Source organism: Crossiella sp. CA198, assembly GCF_052078295.1.
Taxonomy (GTDB): Bacteria; Actinomycetota; Actinomycetes; order Mycobacteriales; family Pseudonocardiaceae; genus Crossiella.
Genome location: NZ_JBQJIM010000011.1, coordinates 207,611 through 233,081 on the forward strand (window position 1 = coordinate 207,611; position 25,471 = coordinate 233,081).

Below are 25,471 nucleotides of genomic sequence, written 5' to 3' on the forward strand. Positions count from 1 at the left end.
CCGATCCGATATCATCCCTGCTTGTGGACCTGGTCCGGCATCTCCGCTACTTCCTCGCGGTCGCCGAGGAACTGCATTTCGGCCGGGCCGCGCACCGCCTGGGCATGGCCCAGCCCCCGCTGTCCCAGCGCATCCAGCGCCTGGAACGCGAGCTGGGCGTGCGGCTGTTCGACCGGTCCGCGCGCACCGTCGCGCTCACCGACGGCGGCCGGTTGCTGCTCGCCGAGGCCAGGGACCTGGTCGAGCGGGCCGAGCGGCTGCGCGCGCTGGCGGGTCAGGTCGCGCGCGGCGAGGTCGGCACGTTGCGGGCCGGGATCCTGCCGGACCTCGGCGGCGGCGCGATCGGCGCGCTGGTGAGCGCGTTCCGGCAGCGATGCGCCGGGGTGGAGCTGGAACTGCACGAGATCACCACCGCGGAACAGCAGTGCGAACTGGCGCAGCGACGCCTCGACGTGGGCATCCTGCGCCATCCCTTCGACGTCCACAGTGGACTGTCGATGGGCGCGGTGCTGGTGCGGGAACTGGAGGTGGTGCTGCCGGTGGGACACCGGCTGGCGGAGCGGGACGAGATCGGCCTGGCCGAACTGGGCGGCGGACTGGTGCTGTTCCCTCGGGCCGCCGCACCCGCCTGGTACGACGAACTGCTCACCGGCTGCGCCCGGCACGGCTTCACCCCCGGCGAGGTGCACCCGGCGGGCAACCCGGACTTCGCCGCCGGCCTGGTCCTGGCCGGGACCGCGGTCGCCCTGGACGACGGCGCCCTGGCCGCCCGGCACCCCGGCCTCCGCTCCCGGCCGTTGCGCGGCGGACCCCTGGTCCAGCGCACCTCCCCGGTCTGGCCAGCCGACCGGCGCACCGCGGCCACCGACGCCTTCGCCGCCGCGGTCGCCGAGGTCCTCGGCGCGGCAGGCATGCGCCAGGCCACCCTGCCCGCGGGCAGCGCCCTGCATCCACGACCGGTCTCGGAGTTCTGGGTATGAGCGGCATTCGCGGCCGGATCGAGGCCGCCTTCACCGAAGCCGGGGTCACCGGCCACCTGCACGCCGCCGACCTGGACGGTCCAGGCCAGCTCGCGGTGCGCGCCGACGCCCCGGTCTGCCTGGCCAGCGTGTTCAAGGTGCCGCTGCTGGTGGCCTGGCACCGGTCGGCGCTGGATCCGGCCGAGCAGATCACCCTGCACCCCGGCGAGCGGACCGGCGGCCCCACCGGGATCGGCGCCATGCAGGACCCGATCACCCTGTCCCTGCGCGATCTGGCCTACCTGGCCATCGCGGTCAGCGACAACGCCGCCGCGGACGCCCTGCTCGACCGGATCGGCCTGCCCGCCCTCAACGAGACCCTCGCCGAACTCGGCCTGACCGCCACCACCATCCGGCACCGCGGCCGCGACCTGCAGACCACCATGGCCCAGGACGCCGGCGGCCCCGATCCGGCGCTGCTGGCCGATCCGGCGGTGCTCGCCCGGTTGCGAGTGCTTGATCCGGCCCGCACGAATTCCTCCACCGCCAGGGAGATGACCCGGCTGCTCGGCCTGATCTGGCGGGATGAGACCCCGGGCGCGGCGCTGCTGCGGCGGGCGATGGGCCTGCAGGTGTGGCCGCACCGGCTGTCCTCGGGCTTCCCCTTCGACGACGTGCGGGTCTCCGGCAAGACCGGCACGCTGCCCACGGTGCGCAACGAGATCGGCGTGGTCGAGTACCCCGACGGCGGCCGCTACGCCGTCGCGGTCTTCACCCGCAGCGCCAGCACCGCCTTCGCCCTGCCCGCAGCCGACGCGGTCATCGGCGCCACCGCCCGCCTCGCCGTCGACCACCTTCGCGCCGGCGGCTGACTCGCCGGGTTGGCCCAACTCGTACGCCCGGTTGGGCCAACCCGGCGTACGAGTTGGGCCAAGTGGGCGGCCGGGGTCAGCGGGCCTGGCGGAGCTGGGTGCGGGAGGAATCCAGGAGGGCCGAGCCGCCCGCGCTGAGGCGGTGGTAGGCGGCGCCGGCCCGGCGTTCGGTGGTGATCAGGCCCGCGTTGCGCAGCACGCTGGCGTGCTGGCTCGCCCCGGCCAGGGAGATGTGCATCAGCTTGGCCAGTTCGGTGGTGGTCAGGCTCGGCGTGCTGGCGATGGTGTCCAGCAGCTGGGCGCGGGTCCGGCCCAGCAGCGTGCCCAGCGCGGCGCTGCCGGTGGGCCGCTCGCCCAGCGACCAGGACCAGTCGCTGGTCCGGGCCACCGGGTAGACCAGCACCGGCGGCTGGTCCGGGTCCTCCAGGGTGATCGGGCGGCCCCAGCAGAAGAAGGACGGGATCAGCAGCAGGCCGCGGCCGCCCAGGTGCAGGTCCTGCTCCACCGGGTAGTCGACCTCCAGCACCGGGGCCTGCCAGCGGATCGCCGGGTGCAGCGTGCTGAACAGCCGGTCCAGGCCGCCGGAGAGCAGGGCCTGGCCCCTGGCCTGGCGGTCGGACTGGACCGCGGCGGTGACCGCGGGCCAGTAGGGGGCCAGCGCCACCCGGTGGTACTGGTGCAGCGCGGTGCCCAGCCTGCGCAGCATCGGCGCCTCGCCCCTGGCCAGCTCACCCGCCCAGCCCGGCAGCCTGCGTTCGGCGGCCAGCCTGGTCAGATCCCGGTGCAGCACCGGTGTGGCCGTGCCGCAGAGCGCTTCGATGCCGTCCAGGAGGGTCTGCCCGGAGACCGGCGGGGTCAGGAAGTCGGCCGAATAGCCGGTGGGCGGGGCGAGCACGGTGAGCAGGCCGGTCGAGGAGGTCAGCTCGGCACGGGCCAGCCTGCGCCAGTGCCCGAAGGTCTGGGAACCGATGGTGGACTGCACCAGGTGCAGGCTGAGCAGGATCTCCCACAGCGGGTCGGCGCCGTCGTTGAGCCTGACTCTGGCCAGGTCGGCCGGTGTGAAGTGGATGCGAAGCACGGGGACTTCCAGCGGCGAGTGGGCGGACGGGGCGCGGCTGGCGGGACCGCGGTGGCGATATGTTACAAGCTGAAACAGTTAGGTGTGCCGTTAAACTTTGAACGTCCTAGGTTTCAGCGAGAAGTGAAACCGCTAGCTCACCGGGTCCCCGCACTGCACCCTGGCGCACGTGAAGTCTGGTTGGGACAGCAGCGCTCCCTGACACGCTGCGCACGAGCCCGGGTTCAGGTCCCGGTCTCCCGGTGTGGTTCGGCGACGTTCTTCGACTGCGCCGAGTTGCGCTGCCGCAGGAAGATCGTGAACACGATGAGCACGCCGACGGCGAGGAACTCCGACTGCCAGTTCTGCATCGACTGCGACCAGAACTCCGCGCTGCCCAGGAACTCCCCGGCGCTGACCGGCGACTTGCCGTGCAGCGCCTGCTCGGCGTTGTAGGCCGCGGTGCCGGTGAACAGGTGCAGCACGAAGGACAGCAGGAACATGCCGATCAGGGCCAGCCCGAGGCTGTTCTGGTAGAGGGTGAGCAGCCAGCCGCCCCGCTTGACCGGCGCTGGCGCGTCCGGATGCGGTCGCGCGTCATCGCCCTTGTCGCCGTCGAGCGGGTTGGACTCCGGTGAGCCCCGCTGCACCAGGAACGCGGTGAGCAGCACGTAGGAGCCCATTTGGAGGAACTCCGACTCCCAGTTCTCGAAAGTCTGCTCGCCGAAATCGCCGCTGCCCAGGTACTGCCAGTAACCGAGCGCGGGCGCGCCGAAGTCGGCCAGCTCGTTGTTGTGCGCCTGCCAGCCGAAAACGCTCTGCAACGTCAGGAAGACCAGGAAGCTGCCGAACATGGCCAGCGAGAGCCCATTGAGCCACAGCCAGTGACGTCCGTCTCGTTTCGCGCTCATAACGGCCTGGGTACCCGCTCTGACCTGCGCTAATCGCGGTCCGCAGTGGACAGACCCTGGGTCTGACCGGATCGGAGTATGGATCACCCGTCGCGGTGGCCTAGAGTTGCAGGCTGCGCTGCGTGTCGTGCGTAGCGGGACGGAGGTATTTAGCGGAATGGTCGAGCGCCTCGCCGTTGCCGGAGTGCACACGGATTCACGCACCCGCCCCACGGTCGCATCGACTTTTCCGCCGACAGCCGCCGATACCGGCCGAGTCCAGCGTTTTCTGGACACCCAACGGCCGGCCACCCCCTGCCTGGTGCTCGACCTGGACATCGTGCGGCAGCGCTTCCTGGACTTGCGCGCGGCAATGCCGGACGCGGAGATCTTCTACGCGGTGAAGGCCTGCCCGGCGCCCGAGGTGGTGGCGCTGCTGGTGGAGCTGGGCTCCCGCTTCGACGTGGCCAGCCCGGCCGAGATCGAACTGTGCCTGGCCCAGGGCGCCCGCCCGGAGACCATCTCCTACGGCAACACCATCAAGAAGGCCGCCGACATCGCCCGCGCCTACGCGGCCGGGGTCCGGCTCTACGTCACCGACAGCGCCGAGGACCTGGCCAAGCTCGCCGAGCACGCGCCGGGATCCGCGGTCTTCTGCCGGGTGCTGGTGGTCAACGAGAGCGCGGGCACGCCCTTCGGCAAGAAGTTCGGCTGCGCCGAGGACATGGCCCTGGACCTGCTCGCCGAAGCGGGCAGGCTCGGTCTGCGCCCGGCCGGAGTCTCCTTCCACGTGGGCTCCCAGCAGGTCGACCCGCATGCCTGGCACGACGGCATCGCCCAGGCCGGCCGGATCACCCGGACCCTGCGCGAGCGCGGCATCGAGCCCACGCTGGTCAACCTCGGCGGCGGTTTCCCCGCCCGCTACACCGAGAGCACGCCGCCGCTGGCCGAGTACGCCGAGGCCATCGAGGGCGCGCTCACCGAGCACTTCGGCGCGCACCGGCCGCGAGTGCTGATCGAACCCGGCCGCGCGATCGCCGCGGACGCCGGGATCATCCGCACCGAGGTCGTGCTGGTCGCCCGGAAGTCCTATGTGGACGATCGGCGCTGGGTGTACCTGGACATCGGCCGCTACAACGGACTCGCCGAGACCGAGGGTGAGATGATCACCTACCGGCTGGCCGCGGGCACGCCGACGGACGCGCGCGGACCGGTGGTGCTCGCCGGGCCGACCTGCGACGGCGACGACGTCCTCTACCAGCGCACGGTGTACGAGTTGCCGTTGGCGCTACGCGCCGGAGACCACGTGGACATCCTCAGCGCGGGGGCCTACACCGCCAGCTACGCCTCAGTGGAGTTCAACGGCTTCGCGCCGCTGCCCACGCACTGCCTCTGACCCACACCAGCACGCCCACCCCAACTCCCCATCCCCGTGCGGGCTGGGCCTTCCCTGCGCGCGAACCCCGCGCGCTACTTCGACAGTAGGGAGGTTGATAGATGTCCATTGCTCCTGAAGCGGTGCAGACCGTCGGTTTGTTCAGCGGACAGCACGTCCTCGCGGAGATCGACGGGATCGACGCCGCGTTGCTTGACGACGAGGTGTTCCTCTGCCAGATCCTGGATGACGCGCTGAAGCGGGCCGGTGCGACCGTGCTGCAAGTCATCTCCAAGCAGTTCGACCCGCAGGGGGTGACCGTGCTCGCCCTGCTGTCGGAGTCCCACGCCTCCCTGCACACCTATCCGGAGATCGGGTCGGTGTTCGTCGACGTGTTCACCTGTGGCACCAAGGCCCAGCCCGAGGTCGCGGTCGGCCTGCTGGCCGAGGCGATGGGCGCCACCACGGTGCAGAGCCGGACCATCAGGCGTGGCCTGGAAAACCAGAACGAGATGAAGGTGACCCCATGACCAGTGTCGTCGAGGCCACGCGGGTCATCCGCGAACCCATGGGACCGGGCCTGACCCGGATCTGGGACGTGCGGGACGTGCTGTGGGAGGGCGACACCGCCTTCCAGCACGTGGTGATCGGCCGGACCGAGCAGGGTGTGTCCCTGTTCTGCGACAACGACCGGCAGAGCACCGAGTACAGCCAGCTGACCTACCACGAGGCGCTGCTGGTGCCCGGTCTGCTGCTGGCGGAGAAGGTCAAGCGGGTGCTGGTGGTCGGTTCCAGCGAGGGCGTGGTCTGTCAGCTGTCGGTGGCCTTCGGCGCCGAGATCGTGGACCACGTGGACATCGACTCCGAGTGCGTCAAGGTGTGCGCGGAGAACCTGCCTTACGGCTACACCCCGGCCGAACTGGCCGCCGCCGAGGCGCATCAGGGCCCGGTGCGGCTGCACTACACCGACGGCTGGCAGTACCTGCTCGACGCCGCCGCGGACGAGAGCCTGCGCTACGACATCGTGCTGGTGGACCTGCCGGACGAGCGCGAGGAGGAGGCCCAGCACAACCGCCTCTACGGCGAGGAGTTCCTCGGCATGTGCAAGGCGGTGCTGGCCCCCGGCGGCGTGGTGATCACCCAGGCCGGCTGCCAGACCATGTGGCGCAACACCACCCTGGTCCGCTCCTGGCAGCGCTTCAACGACACCTTCGGCACCGTCGTCTACTACGGCTCCGACGAGCACGAGTGGGCCTACCTGTTCGGCCGCGCCGACGAGGTGGAGTCGCCGGTGGAGAAAATGGTCGAGCGGCTCGGCACGAGCAGCTACCCGCCCGCGTCCATCGACGCGGAGTCCTTGCGCGGCAACAGCATTCCGCCGTACCTGGTGCGCAAGAGCTATAGCTGAACGCACCCGCGTGCCGGTCCGGGCAGAACGGACCGGCACGCGCGGTGACTCAGTTCCCGTAGGGCCCGCCGGTCTCGCCGATCACCGGCGGGGCGACCGTCCGGACGTCGCCGAAGATGTCCTCGGTCTCGATCAGGTACTCCGGCCTGCGCCGTTCCTTGTCCTCCTCGCCGCGAGCACCCGACCCGGCGCCCATCGGCCCACCGGGGGTGCCCGCCGCGCCACGTGCGCCGGTGCCACCGGGTCCACCACGACCACCGGCCGCGTGCGGGTCAGCGCCGATGCCCGCCGACCCACCGGGCCCAAAACCCTTGCCCGCACCGGAACCGCCCGCACCGCCGGACCCGAAGGCCCCGCCACTGCCCCGCGGCCCGAACCCGCCGCCCTGGCCACCACGGCCACCACCGGCCCCGGGTGGCTGCCCGCCACCGGGCGGGAAACCGGGTGGTGGCACCGGAATCGGCAGTGGGCTCGGTCCGGGGACTGGTCCAGGTGCGGGAATGGGTTGTGGCAGTGGGGGTCCGCCGACTGGGGGTGGTGCTGGGATGTTCCAGTCGTTGCGTACCTGGTCGTTGCCGGTGCCGCCCCCGCCTCCACTGACGGTGGGTCCGCCGCCGGGGCCGGGTGGGTCCACGCGGCCTGGTTGTCCTGGGAGTCCGCGTGGTGGGTCGACTCGGCCTGGGTCGCGGCGGCCGGGGTCGACTTCACCTGGGTTGCCGTTGCCGGTGTCCAGGGTCAGTTCGGGTTGGGGCTGGAATTGGTATTGGGGCAGGGCGTCGACGGTGCCCTGGGTGTTGCCGCGGTAGGACTCGAAGCGTTCCTGGTTGCGTTTGAACGCTTCGCTTTCGGCGCGTTTGGCTTTGTCGTAGTCGGTGTCCATGGGGTTGAGGTCGTTGAGCCAGGGCTTGTCGGGCACATCGGGGACCTGTTCCATGGCCTGTTGTGCTCGCCGGGCGTGGTCTCCTTGTGCGGCGACCTGGAGTGCGACGCTGTCGCAGACGCCTTTGGCCTGGGTGGCGATGGCCACGACGGGGGCGATCTTGTTCTGCATGGCGTCGGCGGCTTTGCCCTCGAAGGCGATCCGGCCGGTGGACATGGCGTCGGTGATCAGCTGGGCGACGGCGTCGTAGCGTGTGCCGAGTTTGTTCCAGGAGTCTTTGTTGGCCTCGACCGTGGGGCCGGTGCCTTTGACGTTCTGGTTGAAGTAGTCGTAGATGGTGCGGCCGTCGAAGGCTTGGGAGCGTGGCAGGCTGCCGTCCCGGCTGATCGCGATGTACCTGATTTCCTGGCCCATCTCAGCCCCCCGCCTTGATGTTCTGAATGATGAGCGTCGCCATCCGGTCCGAGACCACACACGGCGTCTTGTAGTCCGGGGACCTCGATGGGAGGTTTACGGACACATCCATCATGAGGTCCTTGCGCAGGCCCAGATGGGTGGTGCAGCCGCCGCGGTCGACGCGTTTCTCGTCGTTGGTGTGCACGGCCGGGGTGCCGGCCAGCTCACCGGCGGGCTCGAAGAACGGGTTGCGCTCTCGCTCCTCGAAGAACCGTTCCCACTTGATGGCTTCGGGCTTGGTGTAGAGGGTCGCGGAGACGCGAGTGTCCTCGCTTACGTTCTTGGCGTCCCAGACGCAGGCTGGCCCGAGGACGGAGTCGTCAGCCTTCGGGGGGAAGGTCGCACCGACGGACGCCCGTTGCGCGGGGGTGAGCAGGTCGCAGGGCCGGTCCTTGAATGCGTCGGCGGAGATCGGGTTGTTGATCGGTGGGGCCAGGCTCTGCTTGCTGGTGCTGGTCGGAGCACTGGTCGTCTGGGCCGGATCGGGAGTGCCACCGCCGCAGCTGGCCAGCACCAGCGTGCTCAGTGAGATGATCGCGGCGAGCTGGACTGTGCGGGTCACGAGCGGTGTCCTCCGATGCCCTTGTTCTTGCCCTCGGCGTTCTCGTGCTCGCGCACCATCGCCTCGATGTTCTGGATCATATTGTCGAGCGTCTGCTCCAGGTCCCTGTTGGCCTTGCCGTGGCAGCCTTGCTCGTCGCTGGCCCGCTGGATGATCGCCTTCACCGCGGCCTTGCTGTACGGGTCGTTGTACGGCGGGTCGAGCTGTTGAAGCTTACGGGCGGCCTCGCCGATGGCTCGGACCTCGCGGAGGGCTTCCCTCAACTTGTCCAGGGACTTGCCTGCGTGCGCTGGGTCGATGCGGTAGGTGCCGACCTGGCTCAGTGAGCCCTGGACGTCGACTGGTCGCGGGTTCGGGTTCTCCCGTTTCTGCTGGTCAAGCAGCTTGCGTTGGCTGGGCGTGAGCAGGTGCTCGTCCGGATCCGCCATCTCGCTGTCCTCCCCTGTCAGCGCGGCGATTGTCGGCCGCAGCTGGCTTTTTCCATCCCCCAGGCATCGTAACCATGGACGGATCGGGAAAGAAAACGGATCCACTCAAAGGCAGGATCCCTCAAAAGGAGTAGTACTACTCAGGAAAAAGTAACGCTCCGCCAGTGAATTGCACTGGCGGAGCGTCAATTGCCGTTAGTTGAATCAGGAACGTGCTCTGGGCGAGATGTACTCGCCGATCTCCACGTTGGACAGCTTGGCGTACACGCCCGGGTAGCCGATGGCCGCGCAGCCCTGGCCGCGGCTGACCACGCCGACCTGGATGAAGGTGTTGCGGCTGGGCAGCGAGACGAACAGCGGGCCGCCCGAGTCGCCCTGGCAGGTGTCCTTGCCGGTCCGGCCCGCGCACAGGTCGCGGTCGGAGGTGTCCGGGTAGGACACCGCGCACTCGTCGTTGGACACGATCGGCACGTCCACCTCCTGGAGGCGGTCCGGCCGGTTCACCACGCCACCGCCGGGGAAGCCCGGCTGGGCCTCCATGTTGCCCCAGCCGATGCCGGTGACCAGGCGGCCGGGACGCTCCAGCGCGTCGGTGCCCGGGGTGACCAGCTGGATCGGCTTGATGGTGGTGATCGGGGTGGTCAGGAACAGCAGCGCCACGTCGTAGCTGCCGTCGGCGGCGTACTTGTCGTGGATCTCGAAGCCCGCGACCGCGCGCTCCTCACCCTGGGTGGCCGAGAGCTGGGTGCGGCCCACGATCACCGAGACGTTCTTGATGGTCTCGGTGGTGTAGCCCTCCACGCAGTGCGCGGCGGTCAGCACCACCCGGGGGCCCACCAGCGAACCGCCACAGCGGTGCCGGTTGTACGCGGTCGGGCCGCGCCGGGCGTCCTGCATGGTGGCCATGAACGGGTACTTGCCGTTGGGCACCGGGGTGCCACCGACGACGAGCGCGCCAGGGTCACCGGGCGGCGGGCCGGACGGGGACGCGGCGGAGGTCCCCGTCAGCAGGCCAAGGCCCAGTGCGGCGGTCATCGCCGCGAACAGAAGTCGCTTGCCACGGTTCACTGGGCTGCCTCCAACGACGCGAGGGTGCTCGGGTTCTGGATCCAGCCGCCGATTTCCGGGTGCGACAGCTTGGCGTACACGCCGGGGAAGCCCAGCGCCGCGCAGCCACGACCGCGGCTGACCACGCCGATCTGGATGAAGGTGTTGCGGCTGGGCAGGGAGACGAACAGCGGGCCGCCCGAGTCGCCCTGGCAGGTGTCCTTGCCCGACTTGCCGGCGCACAGGTCCCGGTCAGAAGTGTCCGGGTAGGAGACCGCGCACTCGTCGTTGGAGATCAGCGGGACGTCGACCTCCTGCAGGCGGTCCGGGTAGTTGATCACGCCGCCGCCGGGGAAACCGGTCTGCGCCTCGGTGTTGCCCCAGCCGATGCCGGTGACGATGCGGCCGGGACGCTCCAGCGCGTCCGTGCCGGGGGTGACCAGCGAGACCGGCTTGATCGTGGTGACCGGCTGGTCGAGGGAGAGCAGCGCGATGTCGAAGCTGCCATCGGCCTGGTACTTGGGGTGCACCTGGGCGAAGCGCACCTTGCGCTCCTCACCCTGGCTCATCGACAGCTGCGTGCGCCCGACGATCACCGAGAGGTTCGCGATGGTCTCCGGGGTGTAGAAGGACACGCAGTGCGCCGCGGTCAGCACGACCCGCGGCCCGACCAGGGTGCCCCCGCAGTTGTGCCGGTCATAGGCGGTCGGCCCGAACCGGGCGTCCTGCAGCGTGGCCATGAACGGGTACTTGCCATCCGGCACCGGGGTGCCGCCGACGACCAGCGCGCCCGGGTCGCCGGGGTTGTTCGGCGGCGCCGCCGCGGACACGCCGGCGGTGGCCACCACGCCGAGTGTCGCGGCCAACACGGCCATGAGGAGACGTCTACCAAGCATGAGTGCCCCTTTTGTCTCTGTGCTGGCAGGAAGGTGTGCAGACCCCCGCCACCCGAAGATCGGCTACGGGGTGCCCGCGACGCTATGCGCAGCGCTGATCAGGCCACATCAGACGATCGGCCGGAGCTGGGGCTACGATCGGAGTGGGCCAAACGGCCGGTGATCCAGGTCACTTTCAGTTCGGCCAACCCGGGGCGGGGGTCGCGCGTCTGAACTGGATGAGCACGGCTGTGTCCGGGCAAACGATGGGGTTGACCCGACCTTCGTCAGTCGTCCGCTCGACGAAAGCTCGCTGCTGAGCCGTTGAATGACACCTTACTGTCTCTTCTGGAACTACCGTGCCGCGTCACGCGTTGGTTCAACGTAAGTTTTCCAAGTACGGGGCAGACCTGAAGCCTGGCTGAAGCTCGGTTAGGGTCGGTGCCGCGCCGGGGGAGTGTCCCCGGTGGCGAGCAGGGGAGGAAGACCCGATGGACACCGCACCCTCGGCGGTCGTCTCGCGTCGGCGCTGGGCCGTGCTCACCGTGTTGTCGGTGAGCCTGCTGCTGGTCGCGGTGGACGCCACCGTGCTGCACACCGCGGTCCCCTCGCTCGCGGCCGATCTCAAACCCGGCCCGGTCGGGCTGCTCTGGATCATCGACATCTACTCGCTGCTGGCCGCGCCGCTGCTGATCGCCTTCGGCACCCTGGGCGATAGGTACGGGCGCCGCCGCATCCTGATGTTCGGCTACCTGGTCTTCGGCGCCGCCTCGATCGCGGCCGCGATGGCCACCACCACCGGCATGCTGATCGCCGCCCGCGCCGGGCTCGGCATCGGCGGCGCGATGATCATGCCGGCCACCCTGTCCGTGCTGCGGCACATCTTCCCCGACCGCAAGGAACGCCAGTTCGCCATCGGCGTGTGGAGCGCGGTCGCCGCCTCCGGCGCGGCGCTCGGCCCGCTGCTGGGCGGGGTGCTGGTGGAGTTCTTCAGCTGGCACGCGGCCTTCCTGATCAACGTGCCGGTCATGCTGATCACCATCCCGCTGGCGCTGTGGCTGGTGCCCGAGTCGGCCGACCCGGACAAGGGCCGCTGGGACATCCTCTCCGCGGTGCTCTCCGCGCTCGGCGTGCTCGGCATCGCCTACGGCATCAAGCAGGCAGGGCACCACGGCGTGCTCGACCCGATCGCGCTGGCCACCGGCATCGGCGGCGTGCTCATGCTGGTCTGGTTCGTGCGCAGGCAGCTCTCCATGACCAAGCCGTTGCTGGACATGCGGATGTTCCGCAACGCCACCTTCAGCACCGCGGTGGCCTGCGTGGTCCTGGTGATGAGTTCACTGGCCGGACTCGGCCTCACCTTCTCCCAGTACCTGCAATACGTGCTGCAACTCGGGCCCCTGGACGCCGGGGTGCGGCTGATGCCCGCCATGCTCGCGGCCATCGCCGGTGGCCTGCTCGCCGCGCCGCTGCTGCAACGCTTCTCCACCAGCGTGGTCACCGCGGGCGGCTTCACCATCACCGCGCTCGCGCTGGTGCCCGCCGGGTTCTGGCTGGACACCACGGACCACCCGTGGCTGCTGGTGCCCTGCCTGCTCGGCGTCGGCCTCGGTGTCTCCGCCGCGTTCACCGCCTCCTCCGACGCGCTGCTGGCCTCCGCGCCGCCTGCGCAGGCAGGCGCGGCCGCCGCGGTGGAGGAGACCGGGTACGAACTGGGCACCGGGCTGGGCACCGCCATCGTCGGCAGCGTGATGACCGCCGTCTACACCGCGCACCTTGGCGCCGTGCCCGGCGTGCCCGGCGGGGTGCTGGACGTGGCCAGGCAGTCCATGTCCGAGGCCGACCGGGCCGGTCGCGAACTCGGCGGACCGGCCGGTGAGGCGCTGCTGGCCGCCGCCCGGCAGGCCTTCGTGGACGGGCTCACGGTGACCCTGGTGATCGCCGCCGTGGTGCTCACCCTGGCCGCCATCGTCGCCTCCCGTCTCCTGCCCCGGCAGGTCATCAAGTCCGTCGGACACGACTGAGAGAGAAGCTGTGACCCCCACTGCCACCGAATCCGACGTCCAGGTCCGCAAGGGCTGGCGCACCCCCGCCGTGCTGTACCGGCTGATCAGCCACCCCGTGCTGCGGTTCGTGCTGGGCTGGGACCTGCCCAGCCGGGATGTCGGCAAATGGGTGCAGCGCAAGCCAGGCGGCACCACCGTGGAGATCGGCAGCGGCGGCGGCTTCTTCACCACCGCGCTGCGCGACCACCTGGGCGCGGACAACCGGCTGATCGGGCTGGACCCGGCCGCGGGCGCGCAGAAGAAGCTGGCCGACAAGCACGCCGGTCAGCCCGGCGCGGAACTGGTCCTGGTGGCCGGGGACGGGTGCAAGCTACCCTTCGCCGATGACAGCGTGGACACCATCTTCTTCACCTACAGCCTGGAAGAAGTGCCCGACCCCCTCGAAGCGGTGCGCGAGGCGGTCCGGGTGCTGCGTCCCGGCGGCCAGTTCGTCGCCTTCGTCTGGCGGCCGGTGATCCTGCACAAGCGGCGCAAGCCCGTGCAGACCCTCATCGACACCCTGCTGACCAGGGAGAACTCCAGCAAGGGCCCGCAGAACCTGCGCCTGGCCTACCGCAAGGCCGCCGCGTGAGGTGATCGGCCGTCATGGCAGGCCGGGAAGTCCGCAACCGCCCGGCTGCCAGGCTTCGCCCGCCTGCCCGCGACACCCACCGCGTGGCCCGTCCATAACGGCCAACGTGGCGTACGACAACGGCCAACACTCGCACCCATCTTGGCGTACTTAGTACGGTAAGGTGGGGGTATGAGCCGTTGTGACGAGGTGCGGGGCCGGCTTCAGGAGCTGTTGCCGGAGTTGGTTGTGCGGCATGGGGTGCCGGGCGCGCAGGTCGCGGTGCTGGTGGAAGGGGAGGTTGCCGCGGCGGCCGCGGGGGTGGTCAATCTGGGGACGGGGGTGGCGGCCACGACGGACGCGGTGTTCCAGATTGGGTCGATCACCAAGTTGTGGACCGCGACGCTGGTGATGCAGCTGGTGGAGGAGGGGTTGCTGGAGCTGGATCGGCCGGTGCGGGGGTACCTGCCGGAGCTGGTGCTGGCGGAGGAGGCGGTGGCGGCCGCGGTCACCACGCGGCAGTTGCTCAACCACACCGCCGGGTTCGCCGGGGATCTGTTCCGGGACACCGGGATCGGGGCGGATGCGATCGAGAAGTTCGTGGGGACGCTGGGTGATGCGGGGCAGCTCTTCCCGGCGGGGGAGCGGTTCTCCTACAACAACGCCGGGTACGTGGTGCTTGGCCGGCTGGTGGAAGTGTTGCGGGGGAAGGCTTTCAACCAGGCGCTGCGGGATCACCTGATCGCGCCGCTGGGGCTCACCCACACGGCCACCGACGCGGGGGAGGCCATCCGCCACCGGGCCGCGCTGGGGCATCTGCCTGGTGATCCGCCGGTGCCGGCGCCGATGTGGTCCCTCGCCGCCTCCTCGGCGCCCGCGGGGTCGTTGCTGAGCATGCGGGCGGCGGATCTGCTGGAGTTCGCCAGGGTCTACCTCGAGGGTGGGCGGGCGGGAGTGCTGGGGGCGGACAGTGTTTCGGCGATGCTGGCGGCGGAGGTCTCGGTGCCTGATGTGGGCATGCTGCCCAGTCACTACGGGCTCGGCTGGGGGCTGTGGCAGGGTGCGGGCAATCTGGTTGCCGGGCATGACGGCGGCACCATCGGTCAGCACGCTTTCCTGCGGGTGGTGCCGGCGGCGGGGGTGGCCGTCACGTTGCTCACCAATGGCGGGGATCCGCTGTCGCTGTACCACGATCTGGTGGTGCCGTTGATCGCCGAGCTGGGTGGAGCCGCTCTGCCCGCGGCGGCGGTGCCGCCGGTTGAACCGATCGCGGTGCAGGCGAGCCGGGTGGTGGGGCACTACGACGCGATCATGGGCCGCTACGAGATCACCGCCGATGCGGACGGGCGGTTCTGGATGACGATCGTCCCGGTCACCGAGGAGGCCAAGCTGCTGATCCCGGAGAGCGCCCCGGTGGAGCTGGTCGGCTACACCGCCGACTCGCTGATCACCAAGGAACCGCAGCTGGGCGCCGCGCACATGGTGCTGGTGCCCATTGGCGAGCCGGGGCAGCCCGCGCGGTTCCTGCACAACAGCCGGGCCGCGGCGCGGATCGAGGTGCCGGTCTGACCCGGTTTGTCCGGTCGGACGAAAAACGGGCCGCAACTCGTCGGGCCGGATGAGGAATCCCGGGCCGTCATCTCGCAGACTGTCCGGGTGACCTCCGAACTGCTCCAGCGTGCGAACTCGGCCCTGCCCGCCCTGCTCGAGGACATCGGCGAGGTGGTGAGCTGTGAGTCGCCCTCGGCGGATCTGGCCGCGGTGGCCAGGTCCGCGGACCTGGTCGGCGAGCTGGGCGCCCGGCTGCTGGGGGCGGCGCCGGAACGGCTGGTGCGGGACGGGGTCACGCATCTGCGCTGGGTCTTCGGCGAGCGGCCGGAGGTGCTGGTGCTGGCCCACCACGACACGGTGTGGCCGCTCGGCACCCTGGCCCGCATCCCGTTCTCGGTCACCGACGGCGTGCTGCGCGGGCCCGGCTGCTTCGACATGAAGACCGGCCTGGTCCAGGCCTTCCACGCGCTGTCCTGGCTGCCCTCCCTGGACGGCGTGGCCGTGCTGATCACCGGGGATGAGGAGCTGGGCTCGTTCAGCTCCCGCGGGCTGATCGAGGAGACCGCGCGGGAGCGCGCCGCGGTGTTCGTGCTGGAGGCCAGCGCCAACGACGGCGCGATCAAGACCGAGCGCAAGGGCGCGGGCAAGTACCAGGTGGCCATCACCGGGCGGGCCGCGCACGCCGGACTGGAGCCCGAACTCGGGATCAACGCGGGTATCGAACTGGCCCACCAGGTACTCGCTATCGCCGCGCTCGGCGACCCGGAACTGGGCACCACCGTGGTGCCCACCGTGCTGTCGGCCGGCACCACCACCAACACCGTGCCGGCCGAGGCGATCGTGCACGTGGACGTGCGCGCCCGCACCATCGCCGAACAGCAGCGCGTGGACGCCGCCATCCGCGCGCTCACCCCGGTGCTGCCCGGGATCAAGCTCGAACCGGACGGCACCCCGAACCGGCCGCCGATGGAGGCCCGTCTCTCGGCCGACCTCTACGCGCGCGCCGTGCGACTCGGCGCCGAACTCGGGTTGCCGCCGCTGACCTCGGCCGCGGTCGGCGGGGCGTCGGACGGCAACTTCACCGCGGGCATCGGCGTGCCCACCCTGGACGGGCTCGGCGCGGTCGGCGGCGGCGCGCACGCCGAGCACGAGCACGTGCTCACCGCCTGCATCCCGCAGCGCGCCGCCCTGCTCGCCGCCCTGGTCCAGGATGTGCGGGCGCCGCGATGATCACCGACGACGCCGTGCTGGAGACCGCGCGGCGGGACGCCATGGCCGCCGCGCACGCCGCGGGCGTCGAGATCGCCGAACTGGCCGAACTCGCCGACCTGCAACGCACCTTCCAGCTCTTCCAGGACATCTGGCGGGCCAAACCCGGCGGCGAGCCGATGACCGTCGAGCTGATGCGGGTGCTCGAACACGCCGGTGGCTACGTCGCGGGCGCGTTCAGCGCGGACCAGCTCGTCGGGGCCAGCGCCGGATTCCTCTCCGCGCCGATCGGGCGCACCCTGCACTCGCACATCGCCGGGGTGTCCGGCCAGGCCCAGGGGCGCTCGGTCGGCTACGCCCTCAAACTGCACCAGCGGGCCTGGGCCCTGGTCCGCGGCCTGGACACGATCACCTGGACCTTCGACCCCCTGGTGCGCCGCAACGCCTTCTTCAACCTGGCCAAATTGGCCGCGCTGCCCGCGGAGTACCTGCCCGACTTCTACGGCCCGATGACCGATGCCATCAACGATTCCGGGCCCAGTGACCGGATCATGGTCGCCTGGCGGCTGGCCGAACCCGCCGTCGCCGCCGCCTGCGCCGGGCGCGGCCGCACCCCCGACACCACCAGGGCACAGCCGCTGCTGTCCGATGTGGACGGTCGCCCGGTGCGGCGGGAGACGGACGCGGAGACCGTGCTCGTCGCGGTGCCAGCCGATGTGGAGTCCTTGCGCGGCAAGGACTCCGGGCTCGCCGCCGAATGGCGCTTCGCCGTCCGCGACAGCCTCGGCGACCTGCTGGAGCGCGGCGCCGCCGTGACCGGCTTCCTCCGCAGCGGTTCCTACGTCGTGTCCAGGAAGGACCTCGCATGAAGATCACCGGAGTCGAGCTGCGCAGGCTGCGGCTGCCGCTGGTGAGCCCGTTCCGCACCTCCTTCGGCACCGAGACCCACCGCGAGCTGCTGCTGCTCCGGGTGGTCACCCCCGAGGCCGAGGGCTGGGCCGAATGCGTGGCACTGGCCGAACCCGTCTACTCCCCGGAATACCTGGCCGGGGCCGAGCAGGTGCTGACCACCTGGTTCCTGCCCACGATCCTGGGCCTGGACGAGGTCGACGCGAACCAGGTCGGTCCGGCCCTGCATCGCTTCAAGGGCCACCGGATGGCCAAGGCGGCACTGGAAACCGCCGTGCTGGACGCCGAACTGCGGGCCCGCGGCGTTTCCCTCGCTCGCCACCTCGGCGCCACCAAGACCCGCGTCCCCTCCGGGGTCTCGGTCGGCATCATGGACTCCATCCCGGAACTCCTGGACGCGGTCGAGGGCTATCTCGCCGAGGGCTACCTGCGGATCAAGCTCAAGATCGAACCCGGCTGGGATGTCGCCCCGGTGGCCGCGGTGCGCGAACGCTTCGGTGACGAGCTGCTGCTCCAGGTGGACGCCAACACCGCCTACACCCTCGCCGACGCCCGCCATCTGTCCACATTGGACAACTTCGGCCTGCTGCTGATCGAACAGCCCCTTGGCGAGGAGGATCTGCGCCAGCACGCCCAACTCGCCACCCGGCTGCGCACCCCGATCTGCCTGGACGAGTCCATCACCTCCGCCCAGGCCGCCGCGGACGCCATCACCCTCGGCGCCTGCTCCGTGATCAACATCAAACCCGGCCGGGTCGGCGGCTACCTGGAATCCCGGCGCATCCACGACCTGTGCCAGGCACACGGGGTGGCGGCCTGGTGCGGCGGCATGCTGGAGACCGGCATCGGCCGCGCCGCCAACGTGGCCTTCGCCGCGCTGCCCGGCTGCACGCTGCCCGGGGACACCTCGGCCTCGCACCGCTACTACCGCACCGACCTCACCGAGCCGTTCGACCTGGTCGATGGCCATCTGGCGGTGCCGACCGAACCGGGCATCGGCCTCACCCCGCTGGCAGGCCCCCTGGCCGAGTTCACCACCGAGACCACCTGGATCAAGAACCCCTGAGCGGTCAGGGCGCGACGGTCACCTCGACCGTGCCCGCGTCCGGCTCCTGGAAACGCAGCAACGCCTCGCCCTCCTCGACCAGGTCGTCCAGCACCGGGCGGGGCAGCGGCAGGAACGGCCGCAGGGTCAGGATCGCCTTGTCCTTCTTGCGGACGGTCTCCCACACCCCACGCACATAGCCGTCCACCAGGAAGGTGGCCCGCACCCGGAGGTTCTTCGTCACCACCTCGCCCCGGTGGTTGTCGGCGAGCACCCGGGTGCGGTCGCTGTGCGCCAGCACCAGGTTGTCGAACTCGGGCAGGTAGCGCACCGGCGCGGGCACGTCCTCCTCCGGGCGCGGGGCCTCGGGCAGGTCGAACAGCTCACGCCCGGACTCGTCCTGGAAGACCTCCAGCTTGTGCCGCAGTCGCTCCATGATCTGCTTGCCCTCGCCCAGCCCGGACCAGGTCTGGAAGTCCTGCGCGGAAGCCGGGCCGAACGCGCCCAGGTACCGCAGCGCGAGCTGATCGGTCGCGTCCACAGTGGACAGTGGTTCGGGCAGCCATTCGTCGGCCAGGGTGAAGGCGGCCACGGTCGGGAAGGACCAGCGGTCCTGGGTCGGCCGCATCACCAGCGGCAGCTGGGTGCGCACCGCGTAGCCCAGCGCCCGGTCATTCACCGCAGGGAACGCCTCCTGCAGCAGCGGGCGCAGCTCGGTGAAGGTGCGCGGCGCGGTGGCCAGGATCGCCCGCGCGGTGGGCAGCAACCGGTCCAGGTCCAGGCCGTTGGCCCGGGAACCCAGCACCCGCAGCGAGGCGGTCAGCATCGGCTGCAGGGTGTGCCGGAACCGGAGGAAGTCGGCCGCGCTCATCAGGTGCAGGGTGCCGCGCAGCAGCGTGGCCCGGACGATCGTGCGCTCATGCAAGGCGGTGTGCAGGTCCGGTTTGGCAAAACCGGCGATGCGCGTCCACAGCGCCACGAACGGCGGTCTGGCCTCCTGAGCCTGGATCCCGCACAGTCGCTCGATGAGATCGACCGCGGAGACCTGGTCCCTGCTCAGGAGGTGCTGACGCGCGAGCGTCGCCCGGTTGAGCCGGCCACGGGTCACGATGTCCATACCGGCCAGCTCATCACGTTCCCGGCTGGCATCGGGGACAAACCGGGCAAGAACCCGAGGATGTTACCCGTTTGATGAGTAGTCCGCTGGCCCGTCCGGTCGTCGGTTGTCCACTCGGGCAACGCTCATGCCCGGCTCATTCCGGCCACGGCGAGGCGAGCACGCCCTCGGTGAAGTCGATCCGGACGAAGGTGGGATCGAAGCGGGCCTCCACGTCGGCCTTGATATTGCCGAAGGTGGTGGCCTGCCGGTGCGCCAGTCCACGGTGGAACGCTTCCAGAATACGGCGTTTGAAGTCCGGTCGCGGATGCTCGGCCACCACCGCCGCCCGATCGGCATTGGTCATCTCGTCGAAGGCCAGGCCCATCACGTCGACCTCCACCCCCGCGAGCACCAGCGCGATCTCCGGGGCCAGGTGGTGCGGGATCTCCGGGGTGGTGTGCAGCGCGATCGCGGTCCACACCATGGTCACCGCCTGCTCGGGCAGGCCGTGGCGGCGCAGGAACTCGGCCGCGTCGTCCGCGCCGTCGATCTCGAACCGCTGCGTCGACCGCGCGTGCCGGGGGGTGAGGCCGAGGTCGTGGAACATCGCGCCCACGTAGAGCAGTTCCGGGTCCACGGTCAGGCCGCGATGCCGCCCGCGCAGCGCGCCGAAGTAGTAGACCCGGCGGGAGTGGTGGTAGAGCAGCTCGTCGGTGAGGTCGCGGACGAGTTCGGTGGCCTCGGTGGCCAGCGCGCTGTCCGGGACGGTGACCTCGTGCAGGGTGGCGGGCACGGTGTTCTCCGTTGTGCTGGAAGGAATCCGACCACTTCAGGCTGTCATTCGGACGGGTGCGGTGGGATAGGCGATCTGGACGCGAACCCCTCGGATCCGGACATACTGTGGGCGTGCCAGCCCCGCCCCGCACCGTGCTCGTCGTGCTCTACGACGGCGTCCGCCTGCTCGATGTCACCGGCCCCCTGGAAGTGTTCGCGGTGGCCAACGAACACGGCGCGAACTACCGGCTGCTGCTGGCCTCGCCCGGCGGCGCGGACATCCGGGCCAACACCGCCTCCCGGCTCGGCGCCGACCTGGACCTGGCCGCCGCCGACGCGCACGGCGCCACCCTGCTGGTGCCGGGCGGCCCGGACTGGGCGCGCACCATCAGCGACGAGGACTTCCTCGGGCACATCCGGCGCCTCTCCGCCCAGGCCGAGCGCACCGCCTCGGTCTGCGGCGGCGCGTTCGTGCTGGCCGCGGCCGGACTCCTGGACGGCAGGCGGGTCACCACGCACTGGGACCTCGCCGACGCGCTGTCCCGGCGCTTCCCGGCCGTGGCGGTCGACGCGGACGCGATCTTCGTCCGGGACGGGCCGGTGATCACCTCGGCCGGGGTCACCTCCGGCATCGATCTGGCGCTGTCCCTGGTCGAGGAGGACCTCGGCGTGGACACCGCGCGCCAGGTGGCCAAGTACCTGGTGGTGTTCCTGCAACGGCCGGGCGGGCAATCCCAGTTCAGCGCGCGCGAACGAGCCGGCCGCCCGCGCACCGAGGGCCTGCGGCGGCTGCTGGACACCGTGGTCGCCGATCCGGCAGGCGAGCATTCCCTGGCCGGGCTGGCCGCCAGGGCGGGGATGAGCGGACGGCACCTCACCCGGCTTTTCCGGGAGGAACTGGACACCACCCCGGCGCACTACGTGGAGCGGGTGCGGGTCGAGGCGGCCCGGCACCACCTGGAGAACACCGCGGACCACCTGGACCTGGTCGCGCGACGGGCCGGGTTCGGTTCGGCGGAGACGTTGCGGCGGGCCTTCCACCGGGAGACCGGCGTGACCCCGGGCAGCTACCGGGCCCGGTTCCGGCGACACTAGTCGAGCAGGCTCGCGGCCACGGTCGCGCCCAGTTCCCAGCAGGACTCCAGATCGTCCTTGCCCGGCTGACCCAGCACGGTCACCGGTGGGAACGCCTTACGCCACTTCAGGCCGGTCGCGATGGACTCCACCGCGCGCACCGCGCCCTCCACACCTTCATTGCCATGCACATAAAGGCCATAAGGCCGGCCGATGGTCGCCGAGAGGCAGGGGTAGTAGACGGTGTCGAGGAAATGCTTGAGCGCGCCGCTCATGTAACCGATGTTCGCCGGCGTGCCCAGCAGGTAGCCGTCCGCGGTCAGCACGTCCACCGGCGAGGCGGTCAAAGCCGGGCGGACCTGCACGTCGATGCCTTCCAGGTCCTCGGTGGACGCGCCGGAGACCACCGCCTCCAGCATCGCCTGGGTGGCCGGGGAGGGGGTGTGGTGGACGATCAGCAGGGTCGGCATCGTCCACTCACCCTGTCAGGTGGCGAGGGCGGTCGCCAGCCAAGGTCAACCAGGGGCGCCGTGGGTCAGATTGCGCAACGCCAGCGGGCGGGCTAGGGCCTGCGCGGTCCGGTTCAGGAACAGGGAGTCGAACGGGCTGGGGGCGGCCAGCGGGCCGCCGAACTGGCGGAAATAGTGCAGGTCAGTGTCATTGTCCGGCTGATACAGGGGGAGCTGCCTGGCCACGTGCCGGTAGTCCTCGATCTGCCGTTTGAGGTCCCAGTAGCGAGGTGACATAACAGTACAGTGCGCCAAATCACAACTGTTGGGTAATGTCAGCAGGCCATAGCTTCCGCGTATGCCCCCTCGCCACCTGTCCTTAACCTTCAGGACAGCGAGCCGTGCCGGTCCAGCCAGTAGGCGTAGACGGGGTGGTACTCGACCTGCTCGGCGTAGTCCTCGGCCAGGAAGCGCTGCAGTTTGTCGGACTGGCGGGCGATCGCGCCCTCGCGGTGGTGCACCAGCAGCCGGGTGGTGCGCAGCGGGGTGTCCCGCAACGGCCGGTTCACCGTGCCGCCGGGCGGATCCGACAGCGGCGGGCACAACAGCACCGCCTGCTGGCTGCGGACCAGCTCATCGGCCTGCGGCAGGTCCACCCGGTGCCGGATGCGCGGCACGAAACCGGCCCGGCCGCAGGCGGCGTAGATGGACTCGTCGTCGTTGTTGCCGCACGGCGAGGGCGTGGCCCAGTCCTCACCGGCCAGATCGCCCAGGCTGACCTCGCACTGGGCGGCCAGGGGGTGGCCGGAGGCGAGCCGGACGAACACCGGTTCGACCACCACCACGTGGTAGACCAGACCGGGCCGTCGGCGCAGTTCGTATCCGTCGCACTCGTTGAGCAGCGCGACATCGAGGCGTCCGCTGTCCAGGACCTCGGCGACCGCGTGCGAGGACGGGCCTTCCTCGGTGCGCAGTTCGGCTGCGGGGTGCAGTGTGGACAGACCGCGCACCAGGCTCGGCAGCAGTGGTCCCGGGCGCACGCCGATGCGGATCTCGCGCAGTTCCTCGTCCTCGGCCTGGGTCCGGGCGGGGCCGAGGCCGTCCAGCACCGGCAGCACGGAGTTGGCGCGGACCAGGATGAACTCGCCCAGCGCGGTCGGTCGCACGCCATCGCGTTCGCGGACGAACAGCGGTCCGCCCATGAAGCGTTCCAGGCGTTGCACCTGGCGGGTCAACGTGGGTTGGGACAGCCCGAGCACCGCGGCCGCCTTGGTCATGCTGCCGGCCTCGGCGATCGCGCACAGCATCCGCAGGTGACGGACCTCCAGGTCCATGCCGCCATCGTATGGACCCGAACGGCCCGGTGGAAAGGCGCAAACGACTGAGGGCCGTGATTGGCCAATACTGTTTTGTTCAGTTGTCGAGACAGCGCCAGTTCTGTTTCGTGGCAACGGTTTGCATGAATCACTCTTCCTGGTCGTCGAGTTCGGCGATGAGCCGTCCCAAGGCAGGCAAGGAGTCCTGGAGGGTGTCCAGTTCGGCTGCGGACATCCGGGACATCGCCGCGGCCACCACCCGGCGGCGGTGCCCGTCGAACTCGGCCAGTCGCCCCAGGGCCAGTTCGGTCGGGTGCAACCGGGCGCTGCGCCGGTCCTTCGGACAGGTCCGCCGTTCCAGGAGGTCCTCGGCGCCGAGCGCGGCCACCAGGGTGCTCACCGTGTTCGCGGCCAGTTGCAGGGTCCGCGCGGCCTCGCGCACGGTCAGGCCGGGGCTGGCCGCGACCGTGCGCAGCAGGTTGGCCTGGGCCTCGGGCAGCGGCGGGTGCGGGAAGTGCCGCCGGGTGTTGCGCAGCACGGCCATCCGCAGTCGCGGCAGCACGGCGAAGAGGTCGTCGGCCAGTTGTGTGCGGCTGTCGGTGGAGCGGGCGGAATCACGTTTCCCCGGCGCGGGCATTCCCGTATCTTAACCGGGATAGATCCTTCGCAGAGGTAACGAACTGGGGAGAGTTCCGTGCTTGACGCGCACACCGCCGCACCGCCGTCGACAGCCGGGTCCAGGGCCGCCACCGCCTTCCTGGCGGTGTTACTCGGGGGCTGTACCGCCTTCGGCCCGCTCACCATTGACATGTACCTGCCCGCGTTCCCGCGGATCGCCGCCGACCTGGGCGGCACCGCCAGCCAGGTCCAGCTCACCCTGACCGCCTGCCTGATCGGCCTGGCGCTGGGGCAGCTGGTGATCGGCCCGCTCAGCGACATCCTTGGCCGTCGCAGGCCGCTGCTCGGCGGGCTCGCGGTGTACGCGCTGACCTCGGTGGCCTGCGTGTTCGCCGACCACATCGGCCTGTTCGTGGGCCTGCGCTTCCTGCAGGGCGTGGCGGGCGCGGCCGGGATCGTGATCGCCCGCGCGATCGTCCGGGACCTCTACTCCGGGGCCGCCGCGGCCAGGTTCTACTCCAACCTGATGCTGATCTCCGGCCTGGCCCCGATCCTGGCCCCGATCCTCGGCGGCCAGCTGCTCAGGATCGCCGACTGGCACGGCGTCTTCGTGGTGCTGGCCGCCTTCTCGGTGGTGCTGTTCCTGGCCGGACTGCTCGGCCTGCGGGAAACCCTGCCCGTCGAACGGCGGCAGGGCGGCGGACTGACCCAGACCTTCCGCTCGATCGGCACCCTGCTGCGGGACCGGGCCTTCGTCGGCTACGTGCTCACCTCCGGGCTGAGCATGGCCGCGATGTTCGCCTACATCTCCGGCTCGCCGTTCGTCATCCAGGAGCTGTACGGGGCGTCCCCGCAGATCTACAGCCTCATCTTCGGCGTCAACGCGATCGGCGTCGTGGCGGTGGCCCAGGTCAACGGCAGGCTGGCGCACCGGGTGCACTCGCGCACCCTGCTCGGCATCGGCGTCCAGGCGGTCTCGCTGGCCGGGCTGGCGTTGCTGGCGGTGGCGCTACTCGGTGGCGTCGAACTCGGCCTGATCGGCTTCCTCATCCCGCTGTTCCTGATGATCGCCAGCATCGGCCTGATCCTGCCGACCACCGCCACCCTGGCCATGGCCGACCACCCCGAGGCGGCAGGCGCGGCCTCGGCGTTGCTGGGTTCGGTGCAGTTCGTCATCGGCGGACTCACCGCGCCGCTGGTGGGTCTGGCGGGACAGGGCAGCGCGGTGCCGATGGCCGCCGCGATGGCGCTGATGGGTGTCGCCGCGTTCGCGATGTACTTCTTCGTGGCGCGTCCCGCCGCCAAGAAGGCCCTCGCCGCCTAGCATCCGATTCGTGCAGTGGAACCACAACCTGGCTCTCGCGCTGCTCGGCCGGGACTGGCTCGGCGGCGAACGTCTCAAGGCACTGGCCTGCGCCGAAGCCCTGCCCGCCGGCAGATTCCACGTCAAAGGCCTGGACCCGCACGGCATCCCGGCCGCCCGCTCCACCGGCGCGGCCACCTGGTCCGATGACGACATCGCGGCCGGTCGCGGCGCGGCGGTGCACGCCAGGCAGCCGGACAGCCTTGGCGTGCGGTTGTACCGGGCGGTGCAGGCGCCGGAGGCGTGCTGGCTGGCGCTGGGCGTGGCGCGGATCGCGGTGATCCGGATCAGGGACACCGCCATCCGGGCTGAACCGATCGTGAGCCCGACCGCGCAACGCCTGGTGCGGCAGCGTTCGGTGGGCAAGGTGCTGCGCGGGGTGGGCCGGTTGATGCGCGATGTGGCCAGCGGGTTGCAGGAGGACATCGGCCGCCCGCCGTTGCACGAACGCCCGGAGGACGCGGTGCTGGAGTTCGAGTTCGAGGCGCCGCGGACCGAACTGCTGCGGGTGGAACGCTGTCGTCAGCTCGCGGTCGGCCCGGCCACCCGCCAGGTGCGGCTGCATTTCACCGACGATTCCTGGGCCCGCATCCGCACGGATGTGGACGGCGCGGAAGCCCTGACCCTGCCGTACTAGCG

At 70.6% G+C, this 25,471-nt stretch carries 27 protein-coding genes; 14 read left to right on the plus strand and 13 right to left on the minus strand.

Annotated features, from left to right (window positions below):
• The first annotated feature begins 23 nt into the window (after window positions 1-23).
• Window positions 24-980, plus strand: a complete 957-nt coding sequence (locus tag ACTOWY_RS20140) for a LysR substrate-binding domain-containing protein (protein ID WP_441311182.1) — start codon at window positions 24-26, stop codon at window positions 978-980.
• Window positions 977-1,831 carry a serine hydrolase gene (locus tag ACTOWY_RS20145; RefSeq protein WP_441311183.1) on the plus strand — a complete coding sequence of 285 codons (855 nt, stop codon included), beginning with the start codon at window positions 977-979 and terminating at the stop codon, window positions 1,829-1,831. The genes ACTOWY_RS20140 and ACTOWY_RS20145 overlap by 4 nt, the downstream gene beginning before the upstream one ends.
• Before the next feature lie 76 nt (window positions 1,832-1,907).
• On the opposite strand, the gene ACTOWY_RS20150 is transcribed toward ACTOWY_RS20145, so the two are convergent.
• Together ACTOWY_RS20150 and ACTOWY_RS20155 are read right to left on the minus strand one after the other, a co-directional pair.
• Window positions 1,908-2,909: an ArsR/SmtB family transcription factor gene (locus ACTOWY_RS20150; protein ID WP_441311184.1), complete on the minus strand. Its 1,002-nt coding sequence runs from the start codon at window positions 2,907-2,909 to the stop codon at window positions 1,908-1,910.
• A 224-nt stretch (window positions 2,910-3,133) separates the two neighbouring features.
• Entirely contained in the window at window positions 3,134-3,799 is a 666-nt protein-coding gene (locus tag ACTOWY_RS20155) for a DUF6766 family protein (protein ID WP_441311185.1), read from the minus strand.
• 301 nt (window positions 3,800-4,100) lie between these two features.
• On the opposite strand from ACTOWY_RS20155, the gene ACTOWY_RS20160 reads away from it, so the two are divergent.
• From ACTOWY_RS20160 to ACTOWY_RS20170, 3 genes are all read left to right on the plus strand, one after another.
• Window positions 4,101-5,174 (plus strand): type III PLP-dependent enzyme, encoded by a 1,074-nt coding sequence (locus ACTOWY_RS20160; protein ID WP_441311186.1) that lies wholly within the window; start codon window positions 4,101-4,103, stop codon window positions 5,172-5,174.
• Between the two features lie 101 nt (window positions 5,175-5,275).
• On the plus strand, window positions 5,276-5,683 hold the full coding sequence (gene speD / locus ACTOWY_RS20165; RefSeq protein WP_441311187.1) for an adenosylmethionine decarboxylase: 408 nt from the start codon (window positions 5,276-5,278) through the stop codon (window positions 5,681-5,683).
• On the plus strand, window positions 5,680-6,561 hold the full coding sequence (locus ACTOWY_RS20170; protein ID WP_441311188.1) for a spermidine synthase: 882 nt from the start codon (window positions 5,680-5,682) through the stop codon (window positions 6,559-6,561). Before speD ends, ACTOWY_RS20170 begins: the two co-directional genes overlap by 4 nt.
• Before the next feature lie 49 nt (window positions 6,562-6,610).
• Here ACTOWY_RS20170 and ACTOWY_RS20175 read toward each other — a convergent pair whose 3' ends face one another.
• The 5 genes from ACTOWY_RS20175 to ACTOWY_RS20195 all read right to left on the minus strand — a co-directional run bounded on the left by ACTOWY_RS20175 (window position 6,611) and on the right by ACTOWY_RS20195 (window position 10,809).
• On the minus strand, window positions 6,611-7,855 hold the full coding sequence (locus tag ACTOWY_RS20175) for a hypothetical protein (protein WP_441311189.1): 1,245 nt from the start codon (window positions 7,853-7,855) through the stop codon (window positions 6,611-6,613).
• A gap of 1 nt (window position 7,856) precedes the next feature.
• Entirely contained in the window at window positions 7,857-8,459 is a 603-nt protein-coding gene (locus tag ACTOWY_RS20180; RefSeq protein ID WP_441311190.1) for a DUF3558 domain-containing protein, read from the minus strand.
• The gene (locus tag ACTOWY_RS20185) at window positions 8,456-8,992 is read right to left on the minus strand and encodes a hypothetical protein (protein ID WP_441311191.1); all 537 of its coding nucleotides are present in this window, start codon (window positions 8,990-8,992) and stop codon (window positions 8,456-8,458) included. Before ACTOWY_RS20185 ends, ACTOWY_RS20180 begins: the two co-directional genes overlap by 4 nt.
• A 99-nt stretch (window positions 8,993-9,091) precedes the next feature.
• On the minus strand, window positions 9,092-9,955 hold the full coding sequence (locus ACTOWY_RS20190; RefSeq protein WP_441311192.1) for a S1 family peptidase: 864 nt from the start codon (window positions 9,953-9,955) through the stop codon (window positions 9,092-9,094).
• The gene (locus ACTOWY_RS20195) at window positions 9,952-10,809 is read right to left on the minus strand and encodes a S1 family peptidase (RefSeq protein ID WP_441311194.1); all 858 of its coding nucleotides are present in this window, start codon (window positions 10,807-10,809) and stop codon (window positions 9,952-9,954) included. Before ACTOWY_RS20195 ends, ACTOWY_RS20190 begins: the two co-directional genes overlap by 4 nt.
• Before the next feature lie 491 nt (window positions 10,810-11,300).
• On the opposite strand from ACTOWY_RS20195, the gene ACTOWY_RS20200 reads away from it, so the two are divergent.
• From ACTOWY_RS20200 to menC, 6 genes are all read left to right on the plus strand, one after another.
• On the plus strand, window positions 11,301-12,833 hold the full coding sequence (locus ACTOWY_RS20200; protein ID WP_441311195.1) for an MFS transporter: 1,533 nt from the start codon (window positions 11,301-11,303) through the stop codon (window positions 12,831-12,833).
• A gap of 10 nt (window positions 12,834-12,843) precedes the next feature.
• The gene (locus ACTOWY_RS20205) at window positions 12,844-13,446 is read left to right on the plus strand and encodes a class I SAM-dependent methyltransferase (protein WP_441311196.1); all 603 of its coding nucleotides are present in this window, start codon (window positions 12,844-12,846) and stop codon (window positions 13,444-13,446) included.
• A 171-nt stretch (window positions 13,447-13,617) separates the two neighbouring features.
• Complete coding sequence (locus ACTOWY_RS20210) at window positions 13,618-14,994, plus strand: serine hydrolase domain-containing protein (RefSeq protein WP_441311197.1); 1,377 nt, start codon at window positions 13,618-13,620, stop codon at window positions 14,992-14,994.
• Window positions 14,995-15,117: 123 nt separating this feature from the next.
• Window positions 15,118-16,206 carry a M20 family metallopeptidase gene (locus ACTOWY_RS20215; RefSeq protein WP_441311279.1) on the plus strand — a complete coding sequence of 363 codons (1,089 nt, stop codon included), beginning with the start codon at window positions 15,118-15,120 and terminating at the stop codon, window positions 16,204-16,206.
• Window positions 16,203-17,054 carry a GNAT family N-acetyltransferase gene (locus tag ACTOWY_RS20220; protein WP_441311198.1) on the plus strand — a complete coding sequence of 284 codons (852 nt, stop codon included), beginning with the start codon at window positions 16,203-16,205 and terminating at the stop codon, window positions 17,052-17,054. The genes ACTOWY_RS20215 and ACTOWY_RS20220 overlap by 4 nt, the downstream gene beginning before the upstream one ends.
• A complete protein-coding gene (menC, locus tag ACTOWY_RS20225; RefSeq protein WP_441311199.1) occupies window positions 17,051-18,160 on the plus strand; it encodes an o-succinylbenzoate synthase in 1,110 nt (369 codons plus the stop codon). Before ACTOWY_RS20220 ends, menC begins: the two co-directional genes overlap by 4 nt.
• Before the next feature lie 4 nt (window positions 18,161-18,164).
• On the opposite strand, the gene ACTOWY_RS20230 is transcribed toward menC, so the two are convergent.
• Both ACTOWY_RS20230 and ACTOWY_RS20235 read right to left on the minus strand, forming a co-directional pair.
• Entirely contained in the window at window positions 18,165-19,256 is a 1,092-nt protein-coding gene (locus tag ACTOWY_RS20230; RefSeq protein WP_441311200.1) for a winged helix DNA-binding domain-containing protein, read from the minus strand.
• Between the two features lie 136 nt (window positions 19,257-19,392).
• A complete protein-coding gene (locus ACTOWY_RS20235; protein WP_441311201.1) occupies window positions 19,393-20,031 on the minus strand; it encodes an HD domain-containing protein in 639 nt (212 codons plus the stop codon).
• A 113-nt stretch (window positions 20,032-20,144) separates the two neighbouring features.
• Between ACTOWY_RS20235 and ACTOWY_RS20240 the strand changes: the two genes are divergently transcribed.
• Complete coding sequence (locus tag ACTOWY_RS20240; RefSeq protein ID WP_441311202.1) at window positions 20,145-21,107, plus strand: GlxA family transcriptional regulator; 963 nt, start codon at window positions 20,145-20,147, stop codon at window positions 21,105-21,107.
• Here the strand turns inward: ACTOWY_RS20240 and ACTOWY_RS20245 are convergent.
• The 4 genes from ACTOWY_RS20245 to ACTOWY_RS20260 all read right to left on the minus strand — a co-directional run bounded on the left by ACTOWY_RS20245 (window position 21,104) and on the right by ACTOWY_RS20260 (window position 23,488).
• Window positions 21,104-21,556, minus strand: a complete 453-nt coding sequence (locus ACTOWY_RS20245; protein ID WP_441311203.1) for a flavodoxin family protein — start codon at window positions 21,554-21,556, stop codon at window positions 21,104-21,106. The genes ACTOWY_RS20240 and ACTOWY_RS20245 overlap by 4 nt on opposite strands.
• Before the next feature lie 45 nt (window positions 21,557-21,601).
• Window positions 21,602-21,832, minus strand: coding sequence for a hypothetical protein (locus ACTOWY_RS20250; RefSeq protein ID WP_441311204.1), 231 nt, complete (start codon window positions 21,830-21,832; stop codon window positions 21,602-21,604).
• An 89-nt stretch (window positions 21,833-21,921) separates the two neighbouring features.
• The gene (locus ACTOWY_RS20255) at window positions 21,922-22,869 is read right to left on the minus strand and encodes a LysR family transcriptional regulator (RefSeq protein WP_441311205.1); all 948 of its coding nucleotides are present in this window, start codon (window positions 22,867-22,869) and stop codon (window positions 21,922-21,924) included.
• Window positions 22,870-22,999: 130 nt separating this feature from the next.
• Window positions 23,000-23,488 (minus strand): MarR family winged helix-turn-helix transcriptional regulator, encoded by a 489-nt coding sequence (locus ACTOWY_RS20260; RefSeq protein WP_441311206.1) that lies wholly within the window; start codon window positions 23,486-23,488, stop codon window positions 23,000-23,002.
• 57 nt (window positions 23,489-23,545) lie between these two features.
• On the opposite strand from ACTOWY_RS20260, the gene ACTOWY_RS20265 reads away from it, so the two are divergent.
• Entirely contained in the window at window positions 23,546-24,793 is a 1,248-nt protein-coding gene (locus ACTOWY_RS20265; protein ID WP_441311207.1) for a multidrug effflux MFS transporter, read from the plus strand.
• A gap of 10 nt (window positions 24,794-24,803) precedes the next feature.
• Window positions 24,804-25,469: a hypothetical protein gene (locus ACTOWY_RS20270; protein ID WP_441311208.1), complete on the plus strand. Its 666-nt coding sequence runs from the start codon at window positions 24,804-24,806 to the stop codon at window positions 25,467-25,469.
• Window positions 25,470-25,471: the final 2 nt, after the last annotated feature.